This is a genomic window from Pectinatus haikarae, assembly GCF_015732185.1.
In the GTDB taxonomy this organism is placed as follows: domain Bacteria; phylum Bacillota; class Negativicutes; order Selenomonadales; family Selenomonadaceae; genus Pectinatus; species Pectinatus haikarae.
This window is the reverse complement of record NZ_WIQM01000011.1, coordinates 105,756-123,156: the sequence shown is the minus strand read 5'-3', so window position 1 is coordinate 123,156 and position 17,401 is coordinate 105,756. Positions and strand designations below refer to the sequence as shown.

Annotated in this window: 14 protein-coding genes; 6 read left to right on the top strand and 8 right to left on the bottom strand. The window is 39.6% G+C overall.

The window, feature by feature from the left end:
• Together I6758_RS08195 and I6758_RS08190 are read right to left on the bottom strand one after the other, a co-directional pair.
• The coding region (locus I6758_RS08195) for a cytidylate kinase-like family protein (RefSeq protein ID WP_196604719.1) at positions 1–411 on the bottom strand (411 nt) is incomplete at its 3' end.
• 54 nt (positions 412–465) lie between these two features.
• Complete coding sequence (locus tag I6758_RS08190; protein ID WP_196604718.1) at positions 466–1,953, bottom strand: L-fucose/L-arabinose isomerase family protein; 1,488 nt, start codon at positions 1,951–1,953, stop codon at positions 466–468.
• A 605-nt stretch (positions 1,954–2,558) separates the two neighbouring features.
• Between I6758_RS08190 and xylB the strand changes: the two genes are divergently transcribed.
• The 4 genes from xylB (at position 2,559) to I6758_RS08170 (ending at position 7,387) form a co-directional block, all read left to right on the top strand.
• Positions 2,559–4,082, top strand: a complete 1,524-nt coding sequence (xylB, locus tag I6758_RS08185; protein WP_231038591.1) for a xylulokinase — start codon at positions 2,559–2,561, stop codon at positions 4,080–4,082.
• Between the two features lie 74 nt (positions 4,083–4,156).
• Positions 4,157–5,575, top strand: coding sequence for a sugar porter family MFS transporter (locus tag I6758_RS08180; RefSeq protein WP_196604716.1), 1,419 nt, complete (start codon positions 4,157–4,159; stop codon positions 5,573–5,575).
• A gap of 165 nt (positions 5,576–5,740) precedes the next feature.
• Positions 5,741–6,757 (top strand): LacI family DNA-binding transcriptional regulator, encoded by a 1,017-nt coding sequence (locus I6758_RS08175; protein WP_196604715.1) that lies wholly within the window; start codon positions 5,741–5,743, stop codon positions 6,755–6,757.
• 9 nt (positions 6,758–6,766) lie between these two features.
• Entirely contained in the window at positions 6,767–7,387 is a 621-nt protein-coding gene (locus I6758_RS08170) for a DUF4867 family protein (protein ID WP_196604714.1), read from the top strand.
• A 171-nt stretch (positions 7,388–7,558) separates the two neighbouring features.
• Here I6758_RS08170 and I6758_RS08165 read toward each other — a convergent pair whose 3' ends face one another.
• The 6 genes from I6758_RS08165 to I6758_RS08140 all read right to left on the bottom strand — a co-directional run bounded on the left by I6758_RS08165 (position 7,559) and on the right by I6758_RS08140 (position 15,691).
• Positions 7,559–8,776 carry an IS256 family transposase gene (locus I6758_RS08165; protein ID WP_196603811.1) on the bottom strand — a complete coding sequence of 406 codons (1,218 nt, stop codon included), beginning with the start codon at positions 8,774–8,776 and terminating at the stop codon, positions 7,559–7,561.
• Between the two features lie 189 nt (positions 8,777–8,965).
• Positions 8,966–9,814, bottom strand: coding sequence for a 2-oxoacid:ferredoxin oxidoreductase subunit beta (locus I6758_RS08160; RefSeq protein ID WP_196604713.1), 849 nt, complete (start codon positions 9,812–9,814; stop codon positions 8,966–8,968).
• A complete protein-coding gene (locus I6758_RS08155) occupies positions 9,807–11,483 on the bottom strand; it encodes a 2-oxoacid:acceptor oxidoreductase subunit alpha (protein WP_196604712.1) in 1,677 nt (558 codons plus the stop codon). The genes I6758_RS08160 and I6758_RS08155 overlap by 8 nt, the downstream gene beginning before the upstream one ends.
• Positions 11,484–11,728: 245 nt before the next feature.
• Positions 11,729–14,290 carry a heavy metal translocating P-type ATPase gene (locus tag I6758_RS08150; RefSeq protein ID WP_330998033.1) on the bottom strand — a complete coding sequence of 854 codons (2,562 nt, stop codon included), beginning with the start codon at positions 14,288–14,290 and terminating at the stop codon, positions 11,729–11,731.
• Between the two features lie 9 nt (positions 14,291–14,299).
• Entirely contained in the window at positions 14,300–14,614 is a 315-nt protein-coding gene (locus I6758_RS08145; protein WP_307223963.1) for a metal-sensing transcriptional repressor, read from the bottom strand.
• Between the two features lie 240 nt (positions 14,615–14,854).
• Entirely contained in the window at positions 14,855–15,691 is an 837-nt protein-coding gene (locus tag I6758_RS08140; protein WP_231038590.1) for a pirin family protein, read from the bottom strand.
• Between the two features lie 250 nt (positions 15,692–15,941).
• Between I6758_RS08140 and I6758_RS08135 the strand changes: the two genes are divergently transcribed.
• On the top strand, positions 15,942–16,664 hold the full coding sequence (locus I6758_RS08135) for a DUF554 family protein (RefSeq protein WP_196604710.1): 723 nt from the start codon (positions 15,942–15,944) through the stop codon (positions 16,662–16,664).
• A gap of 264 nt (positions 16,665–16,928) precedes the next feature.
• Positions 16,929–17,375, top strand: a complete 447-nt coding sequence (locus tag I6758_RS08130) for a DUF7014 domain-containing protein (RefSeq protein ID WP_196604709.1) — start codon at positions 16,929–16,931, stop codon at positions 17,373–17,375.
• The last annotated feature ends 26 nt before the right edge of the window (positions 17,376–17,401 follow it).

Genomic DNA, 17,401 nt, shown 5'->3' with positions numbered 1-17,401 from the left:
CAATGTTTTATGATATACAGAAACACCCCTGTCCATACGAAAACCATCATCTGCCGCAATATAAAAGTGATAGGCCTGTCCAAAGTTTTTTAGAATAAAATTTGAACAGCGTCCGATAAATATTCCGTCCGATTTCTGCGCTAATGCTTCTATCGCTTTGGCTTGAGATGAAAATAGATAATTATCATCATCAACGGCCAAATCTCCAAACATTGTAGCATATGGTGATATATTTCCATACAGATTATCATAGGTCAAGTCCAATTCATTAAGACCCACGCCTTTTTCCAAGTGAGCTGAAATATATGCTACCAATTTTCTGTCATACAATGGAATTTTCATCTTACCGGCCAGCTTTTCAGCTATTTCCCGACCGCCTGCTCCATACTGACGACCAATTGTAATGATCATTTTATTCCTGCTTTCTAAATTTTATACATGAAGCTTCCCAGATTTGAAAATTTTTCATGCAAAAGGATTTTCCGTAAGATACAGCATATTTTTAGGCTGATTAAAAGCAATGTCCTTGATATCAAGAAATTTAAAAATATCAAATAAAATCTTTCCATAATGTCCAAATGCCACTGCACCATGATGAGGATATTGCTTTTCTATTAAAACATGACGATAGAAACGGCCCATCTCAGGAATGGCAAAAATTCCGATCCCGCCAAAAGAACGGGTAGCTACAGGCAAAACTTCTCCTTGAGCAATATAAGCACGAATTTCACCGGCGGCATTGCTTTGCAGCCGATAAAAGGTAATTTTTCCAGCCGTGATATCTCCTTCCAGAGTACCACGAGTGATATCCGGAGTTTCACCATTTTCCAACAGACGATTTTGAATAAGCTGATACTTTATAGCGCCTTTATCCAATTTGCACATAGGTGTATTTCCGCAGTGAAACCCCATAAATGTATCTCTAAGAGTATATTCGCCGTACTTAGCTGCAATGTCTTCATCAAAAAGATCTTTCGGTACTGAGTTATTTATATCTAGCAAAGTAACTGCATCACCACTTACACAAGTACCTATATATTCACTGAGCGCGCCGTAAATATCGACTTCACATGCTACAGGGATACCTCGGGACACAAGGCGGCTGTTTACATAGCAAGGTTCAAAGCCGAATTGAGACGGGAATGCCGGCCAGCATTTGTTTGCAAACGCAATATACTTGCGTGAGCCTTTATGATTTTGTGCCCAGTCCAGCAGTGTGAGTTCGTATTGCGCCATTCTTTTCAAAAGATCGGGGTAGGGATTAGCCTTTCCCATTTCTTTTTTCATGTCTTCAATAATTCCTTCAATACGAGCATCCCCAGCATGTTCTTTATAAGAAACAAGCAGATCCAGTTCCGAATTTTCTTCTATTTCTACACCCAGATCGTAAAGTGGTTTTATCGGTGCATTGCAGGCAAAAAAATCCTGAGGACGCGGTCCAAAAGTAATTATTTTTAAATTGGCCACCCCTATCAAGGCTCTTGCTACAGGCTGAAATTCATTTATCATATCTGCCAGATTTTCTGCAGTCCCAACAGGATATTCGGGAATAAATGCTTTTATCTTCCTGAGCCCTAAATTATATGAACAATTAAGCATACCGCAGTATGCGTCACCGCGTCCGTTTATCAGATCCTTGCCGGTTTCTTCCGCAGCAGCTATATACATTACCGGGCCGTCAAATTTCTGAGCGATCAATGTCTCCGGTGTTTCAGGTCCGAAATTCCCCAGAAAGACTACCAGAGCATTACAGCCTGCATCATTCACTTCATTTACGGCCTTCAGCATATCATTTTCATTTTCTACTACAGTTTTTGCTTCATAGATGGAGCCATATTTTTTCGTATAGGACTGTACAACAGCTTTACGGCGATTTTCTGAAAGTGAAATAATAAAACAATCTCTGCTGACTGAAATAATACCACATTTTACTTCTGGAATATTTGTCATCATTTCTATACTCTCCTTTTTAATCAACAATCTTTTATGTGCTTGTGCACATTTTTTATGAATCAAGAATAACACTTTATAATCAGTTTTGTCAATATAGATTTTTACAAAAATTTGTAATACTTGTATAAATAAATCTTCATCAATTATTAGCGCTATAATAATGTTTTTACCAATATAAATTTTTATTGAAAAAGAATATTTTTGTATTAATACGATAACTTATGGAAAAAATCTGAAAAATATCAAAAATGCTTATTGACAAATAAATTTTCAAACGATATACTTAACGCATAAATTGTGCTTAAGCACATATTCTATTTTGCAAATTGCTGATTAGGTGGAAATATCAGAAATATTATTTATCCGATGACTAACCCGCTCTAATACTCACGCTTGTGCAAGCGATGAGTAAAGAGCGGCTAACTCCCTGGATAATTTCGACTACTATTCAGGCGGCGTCAAAACGCCCTCTGAATTAAGTCTCCATTTATATGATAAAATTACCTTATTTGACAAAAATTCTGCTGTTAAAAACATTGTTTTTGTCTTTTTTGAGCCTGATCAGTCATTAGCTGAATAACGGAGAGAAGAAAGGCGGCTTAATGATGAATTATTTATTAGGGTTAGATATCGGCACATCAGCTACTAAAACAGTACTTTTTGACGAGTATATGAAAACTGTGGCTGCTGCGTCAGAAGACTACCCTCTGCACCAACCCCAAAACGGATGGGCCGAGCAAAATCCTGCCGATTGGTATAATGCATCCTTGCATACAATTCAGCTCGTTCTGGCAAAATCAGGAATTGCTCCAGATTCCATTAAAGGCATTGGCTTGTCCGGACAGATGCATGGATTAGTCATGCTTGATAAGAACAATGCTGTTATACGTCCATCTATAATATGGTGCGACCAGCGCACAGCAAAAGAATGCGAAGAAATAACAAAAAAAATCGGTGCACAGCGTTTGATTGAGATCACCGCAAATCCTGCACTTACGGGATTTACTGCATCCAAAATCTTATGGGTCCGCCGTCATGAACCGGAAAATTATGCCAAATGCGCTCATATTTTATTGCCCAAGGATTATGTACGTTTTTGCATGACCGGAGAATATGCAACAGAAGTTTCTGATGCCAGCGGTATGCAGCTTTTAGACGTACCGAACCGTTGCTGGTCAGATGAAATTCTGGAAAAGCTGTCTATAGATAAAAAGCTCCTTGCCAAGGTTTATGAATCACCGGATGTCACCGGTCACATAAGCGAATCCTTTGCCAAAGCTTCGGGACTTTCCACTAAAACTGTCGTAGTAGGCGGTGCCGGTGACAACGCAGCTGCCGCAATCGGCACAGGAATAACAAAAAATGGCCGTGCTTTTACTACAATCGGCACAAGCGGTGTAGTATTTGCACATACAGATAATTTAAAAATTGATCCGAAAGGACGGGTCCACACATTTTGCTGTGCTGTGCCCGGATGCTGGCATGTCATGGGTGTAACACTCGCTGCCGGCTTGTCATTAAAATGGTTCCGCGACAATATCGCAAATGATTATAAAGAGCTTGCCGACAAGCAAAATAAAGATCCGTATGTATTAATGAACGAAGCAGCTGCCAAAATTCCCTGCGGCAGCGACAGACTCATCTATCTGCCTTATCTGATGGGAGAACGGACACCGCATTTGGATCCGGAATGTCGTGGTGTATTTTTTGGTTTATCGGCTATCCACTCAAAAGCCAATATGATACGCTCAGTCATGGAAGGTGTATCTTATTCGTTGAGTGATTGTTATGATATATTAAAAGATATGGGTGTCAATGTAAACGAAATGATGGCATGCGGAGGAGGAGGAAAGAGCCCTGTATGGCGTCAAATGCTCGCCGATATGTTCAACTGTGAAGTTAAAACACTTACCGCTGAAGAAGGACCGGCTTTCGGTGTGGCAATATTAGCCGGTGTCGGTGCCGGACTATTTAAAGACGTGGTGTCGGCTTGCGATGAATTCATACAGATCGGTTCGAGCTGTGCTCCCGTACCGGCAGAAAGAGATTATTACGAAAAAGGACACCTGCTTTATAAGAAACTATATAAACAGCTTAAAGACTGTTATCATGATCTGTCCGCCTTATAAATAAAATTTTTCCGCACAATCATACCCGCAAAAACATAATTTATCAAGTGTATATTTTTTGAGGAGAGCATAAAATGGAAAATATCGGAAAAGAAATTGTATTTCAGTCTGTTCCCGAGGCTCGTGTAAAATTTGTCAGAATTTTTGTTTTCGTTGCTGCCGGCATGGCAGGGCTTCTTTTTGGCCTGGATCAGGGTGTTATTTCCGGTGCCTTGCCCTTTATCGCCAAAGAGTGGCAGCTTGACAGCCATTTGCAGGAATGGGTGGTAAGTTCCATGATGGTAGGCGCTGCTGCAGGTGCCGTTATAGCTTCAAAACTGTCAGCCGGGATAGGCCGAAAACGTGCCCTGATGATAGGTGCCGCTTTGTTTATCATCGGCTGCATCAGCTCAGGATCTGCTGCCAGCGTAACTATTCTTATAGGCGCCAGACTTATTTTGGGATTATCTGTGGGCATTGCTTCGTATACTGCGCCTTTATACCTGGCCGAAATGTCTGATAAAGATGCCCGGGGAAGTATCATTTCCGGATATCAGCTAATGGTTACCGTAGGAATTCTGGCGGCTTTTTTATCTGATACTTATTTTAGTTATACAGGAGATTGGCGTTCCATGCTCATGATTATTTCCATCCCTGCGGCAGCACTGATCTTATGTGTTATCGCTCTGCCGGAAAGTCCCCGCTGGCTGGCTTCCAAAGGACGTTTTCAAGATTCGGCAAGGGTTTTAAGTTCCATGCACACAGACCCCGCAATCGCGCGATCAGAATTAAACGATATCAGAGAAAACTTGAAACTCAAGCAGGCCGGCTGGGAGCTTTTTAAGGCGAATAAAAATGTGCGCCGTGTAGTATTTCTGGGTGTTCTTCTTCAGTTTATGCAGCAGCTCACGGGCTTCAACATAATCATGTATTATTCTCCTAAAATATTAAGCATAGCCGGTTTTTCTTCCACAGAGGATCAAATGATAGGTACTGTGATAAACGGACTTGTATTTGTTCTGGCGACACTTATTGCCGTCGGAACCGTAGATAAATCCGGACGCAAGCCGGCTTTAAAAAGATGCTTTGCCATCATGGCTGTATCTTTGTTTATATTAGGAATATGTTTCTTTACTCTCGAAAACGGTACTACTCTTCCTTTTATTCCATATCTTTCCGCCGGTATGACAATATTGGCCATTATTGGTTTTGGCTTTGGTGCAGGACCCGTAGTTTGGATATTGTGTTCGGAAATCCAGCCATTGAAAAGCCGCGATTTCGGCATTGCCTGCTCAACTATGACAAATTGGCTTTCATGCACTTTAATAGGCGCCACCTTCCTGACTTTGCTTGATACTTTGGGATCTACAATGACTTTTTGGCTATATGCCGCATTAAATGCGCTGTTTGTTTATCTTACAATACGCTATGTACCAGAAACAAAAGGAGTATCTTTAGAAAAAATTGAACAAAATTTAATGGAAGGCAAAACATTAAAAGATATTGGCTGCTAAATCCCCAACTAAACAATAGCTAATTTAATTCCCTTGATGATATAATATTCATAAACTAAATTCTCGTTCAGCTTAAGTATAAACCAATTATGTTAATATTCTTTTTGCTGAATCAGATTTCATTAAACTATCTTTCTATATTATAGCATTGCAGGGGGCCTTTCGATGGTTACAATCAAACAAATCGCAGATTTGTGCGGAGTTTCACGGGGTACTGTGGACAGAGTCATTAATGAGCGGGGAAATGTAAAGACAGAAACACGTGATTTGGTCTTGAATGTTATAAAAAAGCTGGAATACAGACCAAATCCTGCCGGTAAAGCATTGTCGGCGCGCAAGAACAATCCGGTCGTGGGCATTTTAATTCCCGCTGAGGGAAATCCTTTTTTTGACGATGTTATCCGTGGTATTAAAACAGCTGCCGAAAAATACGAGATTTACGGTTTGAATATTCTGTTTCATACTACACGCGGCTATAATATAAGGGCACAGCTGCAAATTCTGGATGAACTGAAAAATAAAATAAACGCCCTGATAATCAGCCCCATTAATGATCCATTAATAATAAATAAAATAAATGAATTTGTTGATGAGGGAATTTTTGTAGTAACCCTGAATAACGACGCTGATGAATCTCATCGCCACTGTTATGTTGGCAGCAATTATGTAAATGGCGGTGAAACTGCGGGAGCATTGTTGCAGATGATAGCCCCGCTCAAAGCCAATATAGGCATAATCATGGGGTCCTCCAAAATATTGGGACACAGACAGCGCTTAAAAGGTTTTGAATACAGTATCAATAAAAATAATGATTTTAGAATAATTGATATTCAGGAAAATGATGATGATGATATTTGCTCATATGATAAGACAAGAGAAATGATTATACGCTATCCCGAGATAAATGCTTTATTTATAGTAGCAGCGGGCGTATACGGCGCATGCAGGGCAGTACTTTCTCTTAACAGACAGGATAATCTGACTATTCTGGCCTTTGATACAGTTCCTACCACTATAGAAATGATGAAAAATCATGTCATAAAAGCTGTAATTTATCAGCATCCATATCGACAGGGACAACGCGCCATGCAGATTATTTTCGAATATCTGGTAAATGGAATTGATCCTGATAAAACTAAACATATTATGAAAAATGAAATAAAAATTTTGGAAAATTTATGAGGTGTGACAATGAAAAATATATCGGATAATTCTTTCAAAGAATATGGCAGGATACTCCAAATAGACAGCTCTGCCTTCATAAAAACAATGACGGCAAAAGCAGCTGTAAAACAAGGTGTAGTATATGAAGCGTCTGATAAAGAATTGGAAAATCTGCCTTTATTCGGACAGATGCAGCACGAAATCTTTGGCGGACTCGACATTGAATTCGGTTACTGCAGCGGCTGTAATACAAAATTAAATGCGGTAGAGTACCATCGCACTTCGGAAATCGATATAGCTGCCACCGATCTCATTTTAATGCTAGGGCGCCAGCAGAATATTGACTACAGCACCAATACCTATGAAACTGATAATATAGAACTTTTCTTTGTGCCGCAGGGAACTGCGGTAGAATTATATGCCACGACTCTCCATTATGCGCCATGCCGTCAAAACGACGAAGAATTCCGCTGCGGCGTAATATTACCCAAGGGAACCAACATGCCTCTGCCGGCAAAACGATCTTCCGCCGACGGTGAAAACAGATTACTGTTCGCAGTAAATAAATGGCTGATTGGGCATACAGAAAGCAATATAGATAAAGACGGCGGATTTATCGGTCTTATCGGCCAAAATACCCACTGCTGATTTCCGGCGGCATGCCGGTGAACAGGCAATTGAGGCAAGGTTTGTATATGTTGAAAAAGATAGAAAAAGCAGCTATAGTGAGAGCTCTTCAAGTTTTGTGTAAACACTAAAAGCTAATATAAAATTAATAGTAATATAATTTAAGAGTATTGCTTGTAAAAGTGATGCCCTTTAAACATCTCTTTCTAAAAGGCGTTCTTCAAAATAGATATCTAGCTGTGCCCTTATTTGACTCCAGTCTTGTCGCCGTCCAGTCCATTTTTTAGTAATGTCCATCATTGCTAAATACAACATTTTTAGGAGGCTGTCGTCTGAAGGGAAAATGGTCCTGGATTTAGTGACTTTTCTAAGCTGCCTGTTAAAGCCCTCTATGGTATTTGTAGTATAAATGAGTCGCCTAACGGCGAGTGGATATTTAAAATATGTTGCTAAAACAGCCCATTTTTCATGCCATGATTTATAAATTTTAGGATATTTACTATCCCATGTTTCTTTAAAATGATCAAGCTCAGCTAATGCTGTTTCTTCTGTTGGAGCAGCATATACCAGTTTTAAGTCTGACATCAGAGCTTTTATGTCTTTGTAAGATACATATTTTGTTGAACTGCGTATTTGATGAATTACACATTGCTGTATTTCTGTTTGAGGGTACACTGCTTCAATAGCTTGTGGGAAGCCACTGAGACCGTCAACACAAGCTATTAGAATATCTTCTGCCCCACGATTTTTCAACCCGTTCATTATGGACAGCCAGTATTTTGCACTTTCATTTTCGCCAACATACATGCCTAAAACATCTTTATGCCCGTCCATATCTATGCCAAGAGCAATATAAACAGCTCGTTTTACAATATGCCCATCACAACGAACATGGTAATGAATGGCATCCATAAAAACAACGGCATATACCTCTGCTAATGGTCTTTCCTGCCATTCTTTAACTAAGGGCATTATCTTGTCTGTTATACGACTGATGGTGCTGTCAGATATTTCCAGGCCATATAAATTTTGCATATGAGATTCTATATCACTGGTAGTCATTCCTTTGGCATACATAGAAATAATTTTTTCTTCCATATCCTGAGTGACAGTGTTCTGATATTTCTTTACAATCTGTGGTTCATATTCGCCATTACGATCTCGTGGAACAGCAAGATTCATATCTCCATAACTCGTATGCATTGTTTTATTGGAATGTCCATTTCTGGAATTGTCAGTTTCTTTATTTTTATAGTCATATTTACTGTAGCCAAGAGATTCATCCAATTCACCATCAAGAGCACCTTCCAATAAAACAGACATCATATCCCTCATGACATTTTTAACATCTGCACCATCACGAACATTGGTATTAGTATCCTTTAAATAATTTTTCATCATTTCCCGCATTGCTGCTTTTTGGGTACTTTCATTTTTCCTGCTCATAAATAAAACCTCCAAACTGATTTTATATTACATCAGCTTGAAGGTTTACACAATCTATGAAGAAGTCCCGCTATAGTCATTTTGACAACAGCTGCTTTTTTTATCTTTTAATAAAATTCAATAGCCTAAAATAATAAAGAAAAACTTAATACATCATATATAGCTTTTCAGCAATTCCTCTATTACTGCCGTATCAGTCTGCCTATCCACAAGAGGTCCTCCATTCGCCAGTATTTTATTTTTACTATGATATACCGGTTTTTCCTGTTCATAGATTATTCCTATGGGAATTCTATCACCAAATTCCATTGCCATGGACATTGCGGCAATTTTATTATTTGTTTCGTATTCTTCCGGCAATTCATAAACTCTTTTATTATACCAGCCGAAAGTATTCAATTTATTGAAGCTGACGCATGGCTGCAAAATATCCACTAAAGCATATCCTTTATAATTTATTGCTTTTTTCATTATTTTAATGAGATGTTCTTTTTTCCCCGAAAAAGCTCTGGCAACAAATCCAGCTCCTGCCGCAATAGCAAGCAGTACCGGATTTAATGGTTCATTGAAATTACCGTCAACCTGGACCCCTGTCACAAGACCTGTCATAGAGGTAGGCGAAGCCTGCCCTTTTGTCAGTCCATAAATTTGGTTATCGTGGACAAAATGAGTAATGTCCACATTACGCCGGATGTTATGCAGAAAATGATTGCCGCCCTCGCCATATGAGTCACCATCACCGGTATTGACAATGACTGTCAAGTTTTCGTTGGCGATTTTAGCCGCAACAGCGGCCGGCAGCGATCTGCCATGCAGCCCGCAGAAAGCATTTGTATTTATATATTGAGGGGTCTTGGCTGCCTGTCCTATGCCGGCTGCCACAAGAACCGTTGAAGGATCTTTATCCAATTCTTCCAATGCCGTTTTCAAACAGTCTATAATCGGAAAATTTCCGCAGCCCGGGCACCATGCTGTTTCATAAGTGCAAAATTTCTCAGTCATTTTTTATCTCTCCTTTTCTTATCCGCAGAGCTATCTCTTCTCCCGACAGTTGCCTGCCGTCATATTTAAGCACACTGCCGTCAAATACTATATTCGTCTCTTCACATATCAATTTGGCTAACTGTCCCGTGGCATTCTGCTCAATATTTATAATATATTCAGCCGTTTCTGCCTTTTCCTGCAAAACTTTCTTCGGCAAAGGATAGATATCACCGAACACCAAGGCTGCGTATTTTCGATCACCATCTTTATTCAACAATTCCACCGCTTCTTTTATTGGCCCCCATAACGATCCCCAGCCCAGCAGCAGCACATTGAATTTTTCTTCTCCTATAAAATCTGGTTCTGCCAATTCCTTACTCAGGTTTATGAGTTTTTTCATACGTTTATCGACCATTTTTGTCCTGACCTCGGCAGATTCGGTTATATGGCCTTTTTCATCATGCTCGTCGCTGTCTGCTATAACCACAGCCTGTCCGCTTTTTCCCGGTATCAACCGCGGTGATACACCGCTTTCAGAATATCTGTAGCGCAGATATTCTTCTCCCGTATATGATGAACTTGGTCTGGCCGGTTTTATCCGTTTCGGATCAAAAAGCTCAACGGTAGACAGCGAATCACCCAAATATTGATCGCTGAGCACTATTACCGGAATCTGATATCTTTCCGCAATATCAACAGCTCTCATTGTCTGATAAAATGCATCCTGCGCACTGCGCAGAGCGATGACCATACGGGGAAATTCGCCTTGTGATGCCGATCTTACAAAATCGAGATCGCTTTGTTCCGTTCTTGTGGGAAGGCCCGTGGCAGGTCCCGGCCTCTGTACATCAATGACAACTAAAGGTATTTCTGCTATACCGGAAAATCCCAAGGCTTCGACCATTAAAGAAAAACCTCCGCCGGACGTTCCTGTCATTGCACACACACCCGCATAGGATGCTCCTATTGCCATATTCACGGCGGCTATTTCGTCTTCTGCCTGTTCCACTACTATTTGTGCTTTATTGCTTTTAGCCGCCAGGGATTCCATTATTCCTGTTGACGGTGACATCGGATATGCCGAATAAAACTTTACACCGGCTGCGGCAGCTCCCAGCGCCACGGCATCTGTGCCTGAAATAAGCATATTGTCTGCATATTTTCCGTCTATATGTCTGAATCGATTTTCAACCGCGTCATATCCCGCTTTCACTGCCTCGATATTCATAGCAAAATAATCCGGTTTTACGGAAGTTTTCAATATTTTTTCAACATGCTGAAGTGATTCTCCAAACAACTTAAGAACCGCTCCCACCGATATGCTTCCGGCTACACGCGGATTGCCTATTTTTTTAGCGATATCATTCATATTTATTTTAAGCATACGTTCATCTTCTGCCGTCAATTCGGTATCACAGAGAATAAAACCTTTTTCTTTTAAGCTGTTTTTATGAAGCTTCACTGTATCATTATCAAGAGCTATTATCCCATCCAAAATTTCGCTGTGTGAATATACGGGCTGCGCACCAAAGCGCATCAAAGAAAAGTTATGCCCGCCGCGGACACGTGACATAAAATCTTTGATACTAAAAACATTATACCCTGACGCTTTGAATAATTTTTCCAGAATTGCCGCAGTCGTATCAATCCCCTGCCCGGCTGCACCGCCTATCAATAAATTATACATTCCCATTCTCCTCTTTCCTTGATAATATTTTATTTACTTTATTCCTAAAATTATAAAGATTTAACAAAAAGCCTTCTAAATAATAAGATTTCTCTGCAGCGAATAATTTTCCTTCTATAAAATTAATTTCTCCGCCAAATAAGCTATATATAATCACAAATCTAAAATAAACACCGATAAAACAATATATATATTCCTTTACCGGTGTTTATTGGTTCAATATTCCTTTATCAAAGTTTAACGGCTTATTTTACACCTATCACATCATACCCAGCATTTGTGACCGCATTTTTCAAAACATCCGCAGTTACATTTTCACCTGCCGAAACCACAGCATTTTTATTTTCCAGGCTTACCTTCACGGAATCGACACCATCCACCTGCTGCAAAGCTTTTTCCACTCTGCCTGTGCAGTGCCCGCAGCTCATACCTTCAATCATAATCGTTGTTGTTTTCATATTATTTTCCTCTTTTCCTTTATAAACATCTATATTTGAATTTGGTACCGATTCATCTTCATTGACAGAGTCGCCAAGCCGCAGTCTTTTCAGCCGCAAAGCGTTGCTGACAACACATACACTGCTGAGACTCATCGCCGCCGCGGCAAACATCGGATTGAGGCGTATGCCCCAAGTCAAGTAAAGAGCACCGGCAGCCAAAGGAATACCAATAACATTGTAAAAGAATGCCCAGAATAAATTTTCTTTTATATTGCGTATTACAGCCTTGCTGAGCCTGATTGCTTTTGCTGCATCGAGAAGATCGCTTTTCATTAAAACAATATCCGCACTGTCTATAGCCACGTCGGTCCCTGCGCCGATAGCGATACCGACGTCAGCAGCGGCCAACGCAGGAGCATCGTTCACTCCATCGCCGACCATGGCCACCACATGCCCTTCTTGTTTTAATGCACTTACCTGCGCTTCTTTTTGATCAGGCAGTACTCCGGCTATGACATGTTCTATCCCCGCCTGTTTACTGATGGCTTTCGCTGCGGCTTCACTGTCCCCCGTCAGCATTATCACATTTATTCCATATGATTTCAGCTTTTCTACAGCTTTTCTGCTTGTTGCTTTTATCGTATCAGCCACTGCTATTATACCCAAAACATTTTTCTCATCCGCAAATATCAACGGTGTTTTGCCCTGACCGGCAAGAGTCTGTACAAGATCATAAAATCGGCCCTTGAAGTCGATCTGTTTTTCCTTCATCAGTTTTTCATTGCCTGCATAATATTTATGTCCGTTTAAAATACCTTCTGTCCCGCGGCCAAAATATGCGGCAGATTCGGACACCGGCAGCAAGGCAATATCTTCCTGTATGCATTTATTGACTACTGCTTCTGCCAGTGGATGCTCGCTGCCTTTTTCTATGGAACCGGCAATTATCAGCAGTTCTTTTTCAGCTATGCCCTCAGCACATATTATATCTGTTACTTTTGGTTTTCCCTGTGTTATCGTACCGGTCTTGTCAAGGACCATTGTATCTATCTGATGCGCAGTCTGCAACGCTTCTCCCGATTTTATCAAGACACCCTGCTGTGCGCCTCTGCCAGTACCGGTCATAATAGCTACCGGAGTGGCAAGTCCGAGTGCACAGGGACAGGAAATGACTAAAACAGCAATCGCCGTCGAAACGGCAAACTCTGCACCTGCCCCCATACTAAGCCAAAGAACAGCGGTAACTATCGCTAAACCTATGACGACTGGAACAAAAACGCCCGCTATTTTATCAGCCAATTTGGCAATCGGCGCCTTGCTTGATGAAGCTTCCTCCACTAACTTTATAATCTGAGCAATTGTAGTATCTTCGCCTACCCTCACCGCCTTGGCTTTTATTAAACCAGTTTTATTTATCGACGCCGAAATCAGCTTGTCACCTTTTTCTTTTGCCGCAGGCATACTTTCTCCTGTTATTGCTGATTCATCAAAGAAAGATTTTCCTTCAAGAACTATGCCGTCCACTGCCGCTGCCTCTCCCGGTTTCACAATGTAGATATCACCGGCGGCTACCTGTTCTGCATCAATAACTTCTTCTCTGTCATTTCTTATAACGGTCACCGTTTTCGGTGTAAGCTGCATCAGCTTGGTAATTGCCTCACTGGTTTTTCCTTTTGATCTGGCCTCAAGAAACTTCCCCACCGTTATCAAAGTCAGAATCATTCCTGCCGATTCAAAATAAAGATTCAGTCTATACTGTTCAACAACTGCCATATCAGCATGACCCAGCCCATAACCAATGCGATAAATAGCAAATATCCCATACACAGCGGCTGCACCAGCGCCTATGGCAATCAAACTGTCCATATTGGGACTGCCTTTAAAGAGCGTCTTAAAACCATTTTCGAAATAATTCCGGTTGACGAACATTATTGGGAGCAACAGTATAAGCTGCGTAAATGCGAAAGCGACTGCATTTGCATCACCGGTAAAATAATTGTCCATAAAAACAGGCATTTCCCATGAAAGAGCTTCATAAAGCATATGCCCCATTGCGATATACAGCAGGGGGAGTAAAAAAACAATCGAAACTATGAGTCGCTTCTTCATGGCAGCTATCCCCGTATTTTGAGACGGCAGCTGTTTTTTTTCTGCTTTTCCATATACAGAAGCACCATAGCCGGCATTTTCAACAGCATTCACTATTTCTGCTGTCTTCGTAATCTTATTGTCAAAATCTACCTGCATGCTGTTAGTGAGCAAGTTGACACTGACCGACGATACACCTGACACCTTTGCCACGCTTTTTTCCACATGCGATGAACATGCAGAACAAGTCATTCCTGTTACCGCAAACTTCTCCTTCACTTTTCCCACCTACTTCATTTGTTTTTTCAAAAGCTCGCAAAGCTCATTGATGGCCTCATCATTGCCTTTTCTTATATCTTCCGCCACACATGTCTTTATATGCCGCGCCAGCAGTTCTTTATTAAAACTGTTCAATGCTGATTGAACGGCTGAAACCTGTATCAGGATATCTACACAATAACGGTCTTCATCGACCATTGCTTTGAGCCCTCTGACCTGACCCTCGATTTTATTAAGCCTGGTCATTAAGTTCTTTTTTTCCTCCATATCTCTTCTTTTATATTTTATACCATCGTTATTCTTATTATTGCATTGACATACCATATTATCGCCTCCTTATACCCCCATGGGGTATATTAAAACTATACGACTTTATTTATTAGTTGTCAAGTATGAGATAATAATCAGCTGATAAATTAAAAATACTTATATATCAGCGACCAAGGAATATTATTGTAAAAAAATGCCGGTCATCTTTCGAATGACCGGCATTTTGCAGAATATCCTGCTGAGCAATATTTTTTCAGTAATATTTATTTAAAAACCTGAGAAATTATATCTTTATTATTTATGTTTGATAAATATTCCCTCGTTAAGTTCAGAAAAGGCTTCCGCCAGTTCTTCTTTTGTATTCATTACGATAGGACCGCCCCATGCTACCGATTCATTCAACGCTTTTGCCGAAAAAAAGATAAATCTCACATCATTTTCCGCCGGAGCAGTTATATTCACGTAATCACCATCTTTAAACAACACTGCTGTCTTTTCAGCAATGTGCTCTCCTGCCGCAAATATATCACCTAAGATAGTAAAGACAAATACATTTTCATCCTGCTTTGTAGGCAGCTTTATTACTTCATTTTTAGGCAAAATTATGTCATATATACTAGCCGGTATATATTTTGGCAGAACACCCTTTTTCCCGCCGAAACTTCCTGACAGCACTGCAATCTCTGCCGATCCGGCTTTTGTCCTGGTTATCATATCTTTAGTGATACTCATATAAGCCGGTTCCGTCATCTTATTTTTCTGCGGCAGATTCAGCCAAAGCTGAAATCCCAGCATTCGATCACTCTCCCGCGGCATTTCCTGGTGCAGTATGCCGCTTCCGGCTGTCATCCACTGGCACTCGCCTTCACGAATAACACCCTTATTGCCAAGACTGTCCTCGTGATCAATTTTCCCTTTTATTAAATAGGTTATTGTTTCGATTCCTCTATGCGGATGCATCGGAAATCCTGCTGTATAATCCTCCGGCTTTACAGAGTCAAATGAGTCCAGCATCAAAAAAGGATCAAAATTTCTTATTGTATTATTTCCTAATACACGTACCAGTCTTACCCCGGCCCCATCAACAGCCTTTTCGCCGACAACCTTCTGCTTAATCTGTCTTTCCTTCATAACAATCCGCCCTCCTTGATATTTCATCCATCATCAGAAAATTAATATAAATACATTATAACAGACTATGAATAAAAAAGTACTTGGCTTGAAGATTATTTACAGTCTATTCTCATAAAATCATATGGATTGAAAAATATCCTTTATGCCGTGCTTTTTATTAATCTCTCATACTATACTTGACAAAAATAATTTCATATGTGAATATATATTATCTTATTATGAATATCATTGCATTGAGGTGGAAGTTATGGCAGAAAATATTACAATGCCCGTCGGCATCATTATAGATTGTTCCGTGATTTTTGCAGCAACAATTGTCGGCAGTCTGATGAAAGGAAAATACCAAAAAGGAAAATTTCAATTTCTTATAAACTTTTCAGGACTGTCTGCTATCTGCATAGGAATTATTTCTTTGATCAAGCAGGAAAACATATCTGTGGTATTATTTTCACTAGGATTAGGCCTCATCGTAGGAGAAAAGTTTCAAATATATGAAATCATAAAGAAAATAGCCCGGCAAATATTTTTTTTATTGCATTTAGAAAAAGAAACATCAAGCGAAGAATATGTTTCCTTATACTTGTTAGTCCTTATGATATTCTGCGCTAGTGGCACCAATATTTTTGGCGCGATCACAGAAGGTTTAAATGGAGACGCTACCATACTTATTGCTAAAAGTGTTATGGATATTTTTGGTGCCTTTACTTTTGCGACTGTATTAGGTTTTCCAATGCTGCTCATTATTATCCCTCAAGTCATCATTTTGGGAGCATTATTTTTTTTATCAACATTTATGGCACCATATATAACCGCTACAGCCATTGAGAATTTTATTTCTGTGGGAGGCATTATTACGCTTGTAATAGGACTGGATATATTACATTTCAAATCTGTCAATGCGATCAATTTACTGCCTGCGCTGATTATTGTTTTTTTTGTTGATAATATAGCACGAATGTTTCTTCTCTAATTGAGAAAGCCGCCTGACTCAAATTACTATGCATTATATGTCTCTAGCAAGCTAAAAATGCATTGGCAGTGTAGACAGATTTGACTTTATTGGTGTATGATGATATGATTAAGTAACACTAAAAGTAATCTTATTATAAGTTTAGGATACATGAGAGCCCTTTTTTGTCGGGGGTTCTTTTTTTGTGCTATAAAATAGTACCATATTTAATGTGCATATTCTTATTGAGCTACTATATCAACATAAATTTACGGGTGAAATAAAATGGAAACTAACTTGCAGCATACTTTTATGGCTTCTGCCGTAAAAATATTAACTAAATATGAATTTAATGACGTGATAAACAATATTCTTGAGGCACAAGAATATTACAGCAAGAAAAATTATCAAGAGACCATCAGCAATTCATTATTGGCGCTTGATAATACAATGAAATATATTTGTATAAGTAAAAAATGGATTGTCAGTTTAAATTCGGGGACTAAACTTATCAATATAATTTGCAACAGCAAATTGATTCCCGGATATATGCAAACTCAATATACGTCTTTATCTAATATCTTAAAAATTAATATTTCTTCACTGAAAAAAAGCAAACCATTAAAACCTTCAAGCGATATTCCCGAATATTTTGCTGTTTTTGCACTGCAGTCAACAATAGCAAGCATAATTTTTTTAATGAATGCTTTTGAAGACAGCAATAAATATTAATGTACGATAATTAATATTATCAGCCA

Excerpts from the sequence above, each read along its gene's own strand:
- I6758_RS08190 (WP_196604718.1), bottom strand. The coding sequence starts at position 1,953 with ATGATGACAAATATTCCAGAAGTAAAATGTGGTATTATTTCAGTCAGC.
- xylB (WP_231038591.1), top strand. The coding sequence starts at position 2,559 with ATGAATTATTTATTAGGGTTAGATATCGGCACATCAGCTACTAAAACA.
- I6758_RS08180 (WP_196604716.1), top strand. The coding sequence starts at position 4,157 with ATGGAAAATATCGGAAAAGAAATTGTATTTCAGTCTGTTCCCGAGGCT.
- I6758_RS08175 (WP_196604715.1), top strand. The coding sequence starts at position 5,741 with ATGGTTACAATCAAACAAATCGCAGATTTGTGCGGAGTTTCACGGGGT.
- I6758_RS08170 (WP_196604714.1), top strand. The coding sequence starts at position 6,767 with ATGAAAAATATATCGGATAATTCTTTCAAAGAATATGGCAGGATACTC.
- I6758_RS08165 (WP_196603811.1), bottom strand. The coding sequence starts at position 8,776 with ATGCGGGAAATGATGAAAAATTATTTAAAGGATACTAATACCAATGTT.
- I6758_RS08160 (WP_196604713.1), bottom strand. The coding sequence starts at position 9,814 with ATGACTGAGAAATTTTGCACTTATGAAACAGCATGGTGCCCGGGCTGC.
- I6758_RS08155 (WP_196604712.1), bottom strand. The coding sequence starts at position 11,483 with ATGTATAATTTATTGATAGGCGGTGCAGCCGGGCAGGGGATTGATACG.
- I6758_RS08145 (WP_307223963.1), bottom strand. The coding sequence starts at position 14,614 with ATGGTATGTCAATGCAATAATAAGAATAACGATGGTATAAAATATAAA.
- I6758_RS08140 (WP_231038590.1), bottom strand. The coding sequence starts at position 15,691 with ATGAAGGAAAGACAGATTAAGCAGAAGGTTGTCGGCGAAAAGGCTGTT.
- I6758_RS08135 (WP_196604710.1), top strand. The coding sequence starts at position 15,942 with ATGGCAGAAAATATTACAATGCCCGTCGGCATCATTATAGATTGTTCC.
- I6758_RS08130 (WP_196604709.1), top strand. The coding sequence starts at position 16,929 with ATGGAAACTAACTTGCAGCATACTTTTATGGCTTCTGCCGTAAAAATA.